The 3,287-nt window shown below is 39.9% G+C and carries 2 protein-coding genes; both read left to right on the top strand.

Annotated elements, in window-relative coordinates:
- Positions 1–351 precede the first annotated feature (351 nt).
- Positions 352–1,329: an NAD(P)H-quinone oxidoreductase gene (locus tag VK097_RS12585; protein WP_324212159.1), complete on the top strand. Its 978-nt coding sequence runs from the start codon at positions 352–354 to the stop codon at positions 1,327–1,329.
- Between the two features lie 187 nt (positions 1,330–1,516).
- Positions 1,517–3,235, top strand: a complete 1,719-nt coding sequence (locus VK097_RS12580; RefSeq protein WP_324212158.1) for an LXG domain-containing protein — start codon at positions 1,517–1,519, stop codon at positions 3,233–3,235.
- Positions 3,236–3,287 lie beyond the last annotated feature (52 nt).

Below are 3,287 nucleotides of genomic sequence, written 5' to 3'. Positions count from 1 at the left end.
ATAGAACATCCAAACGAGAAGTGCAGCCACCCAGAAGGGGTAAGATATCGAAAAAATCCAGGCAGTAACCCATAAAAAGGCGAGTACGGTAAGTATAACAATGATTAGTCTTCCGAAAATCCAAGCGTGGTTTTTAGTCATAACCTGCCCTCCCTATGTTAAAAGCGGCATGCTTCATGTATATTTTCATCTTCGATATTATCATATCAGATAAATTTATGAGAGGGATAATTATCTGTTGAAAAAATCCCAACACCAAATAAAGAAGTGGTGATGATCAAAACAATTCAATATTTTCTATCACTAAAAAATGCTATTATAAAGATAAACGTATTTGAAGGAGGACGACACATGAAAGCAATCATTGTAAAACAACCAGGTGGTGCAGAGCAATTACAGGTTGGTGAACAACCCAAACCTGAGCCAAAAACGGGTGAATTACTGATCAAAGTGAAAGCAGCAGCGATTAATCGGACGGATATTATCAACCGAAAAAGCAGATCCGGCTATTTGGACAACCCGATTTTAGGTGTCGAAGTTGCTGGGGTTGTTGAACAAGCAGGAGCTGGGGCAAATGTGGAAGCCGGAACCCGCGTTATGGGGCTTGTGAATGGTGGTGGCTATGCGGAGTACGCCGTGATGCCAGCCGAGAGAGCGATGGTAATTCCGGAAAACCTTTCATTTGAAGAAGCAGCAGCTATCCCTGAAGTATTTTTGACCGCTTATCAAACTTTATTTTGGTTAGGTCAATTACAAGCGAAGGAGACCGTGCTGATTCATGCAGGAGGAAGTGGTGTCGGAACGGCGGCGATTCAACTTGCTAAACAAATCGGACAAGCGAATGTCATTACAACTGCCGGCTCCCAAGAGAAACTGGACTTTTGCCGGTCATTAGGGGCGGATCACGGTTTCAACTATAAGGAACAGAACTTTGATGAGGAAGTCCTCAAAGCGACGAACAATCAGGGCGTTGATTTGATTCTTGATTTCATCGGCGCATCGTATTGGCGTAAAAATTTCGCGAGCATAAAAGTAGATGGGCGCTGGGTGTTGATCGGATTATTAGGTGGTTCAGAAATAGAAAAATTCAATTTAGGACAACTTATGTCGAAACGGATCCAGCTGACAGGAACACTGCTTACACCAAGAAGTGATGCATATAAAGCAGCGCTCACAAATGAATTTGCCACCAAAGCATTGGATCTTTTTAACAATAACAAACTTCGGCCGGTTGTTGATCACGTATTTCCTTTTGATCAAGTTCAACAGGCACATGAACATATGGAAGGCAATAAAAACATCGGGAAAATTATCCTGAAAGTAGATTAAGATAGAAACACATCGGTTTTTGATTACCGGTGTGTTTTTGTGTTCCCTCCCTCGTACGAAAACTTATGCTTTTGCTCGTTGAAAGTTTTCAAATAATCCTACATAATAGAAGTAATTACCAGTTCATGGTCGAAATGATTTTTGCGGTGAAACCGAAGAGCTGGAATAAGGGGGGCATACCTAGTATATGTCTACTGAAATTAAAATTGTACAGCATCCAATTAATCAAGCTGTTTCTACTTTAAAAAGATCTTCCGAAATCTTTGAAACCTCTTTTCCAGACGAAATAAAAAGGGAAAAAGGCGTACGTGGTATCATTGAATTGGAATATTATCTAAAAGGAAAAACTGGAGAAGCAATTCGTTCATTCTATGAAACAGTTCATGAGCCATTTTTGATTTTTCTATATGAGTCACTAATCAATTATGCTAAAGTTTTACAAAAGATTAAAAACGATGTGCATTCCTATGAATCAGATGAGAATGGATTGGTACGGCAGGATTTTATGGAAAACGATGTTCAGCGCGGACTGGATAAGGTAGAAACAGTTGCCACCGGGATAGCGGATGAGGCCAATAAGGTAATGGATAATATTTCTGATATTGTGTCATTGCCTTCGCTTGATTTGGAAGAGTTTAGCCATGCGGTTCAAAAAGGTAGAGACAAAGTAAACTTACATATCGAACAGCTACATGAACTGGATGACAAACAGACAAAAGCGTTACATGAAGTAGAAATAGATCTCGATGTAATGAAAAGTTATATGAGTGAAATGACGCGCACTTTTCATCGCGAGCATTCCATCTCATCATTTAACGCATTAACTGCATTGGAATTAACAACTCTGCCAACGATTATGAAAGAAGTGTATGGCGATCCTGTTACGGAAGAAAAGGAAGAAGATGAAGACAACTTTCTGATGAAAGGATTAAAAGTTGCGGGGTCTACTGCCAAAGGAGTTGGAACAGGAGTTTACAAGGTTGGTGAAGAAGCTGTTGTTGGTGTATATAATACTGTAGCACATCCAATACAAACCGGAACCGCCATGTGGGGTGCAGTGAGCCATCCCATTGATACTTCCAAGTACATAAAGAACGCCATAGAAGAATCTTTTGATCGCGATATGGCCAATGGCGATGCAGAAAGCCGCGCTCAGTGGATAACTTATGCATCAGGCCTGATTGCAACATCTATATTTGGTACTAAAGGCGCCGGTTCAGTCGCGAAAGCTGGAACAACCACAGCCAAAAGTGGTACAACAGCTGCTAAAACCGGTGTTGCAAATGCAAGCAAAAAAGTGTCAGAATTCGATATGTCGAACTTGTTGCCTTATGCCCCACAATATCAAGTAGCAACAGGTGGCTATGTTCCATTTAATGTGGTAGATGGGAAGCAATTGAAGGATCAATTGATATGGCAAGCGGAGAAATTGGATGCTAAGGGTGCGGGTAAAAAAACTTATCAAGATCTAAAGGACTATAAGAATAATAAATATTTTACTCGGAGTGTAGAGTATAATGCAGGTAAAAATGGCACAGGATTTACCTATAAAGTATATCAAAGAGGAGATATTAATTGGGATGTGGTCCGAACAAAAGGGGCTAAAAAAGGTCGTGGGTTAACAAATGCTGAAGCATCTGCGAAATACGGACTTGCTCCTATTCTTGATGATGCAGGTAGTGTTGCAACATTGCATCATTCACAACAAAAAGGTGTTGGACCATTGTATGAAGCTTCAACTAGGTATCATAATATCAGTAATGCTAAAAAAGCTCCACTACATCCTTATAAGGGAAAGTTGAATCCATTTTATCCAATGGATGAGACAACTAGAGGAGCGTTTCAAAAAGTAGATTCTATTAATTATTGGAAAATACGAGGAGAAGAAGCTTTAGGAGGAAAATAATATGAGTATTTTGCCTGAAAGACTAGATGAAGTTCTAGGAGAGGAAATATAT

The sequence above is a fragment of the Lentibacillus sp. genome, from assembly GCF_035301675.1.
In the GTDB taxonomy this organism is placed as follows: domain Bacteria; phylum Bacillota; class Bacilli; order Bacillales; family Amphibacillaceae; genus Lentibacillus.
Note: the sequence above shows the minus strand (reverse complement) of the source record. Positions and strands in the feature narration are given on the sequence as shown.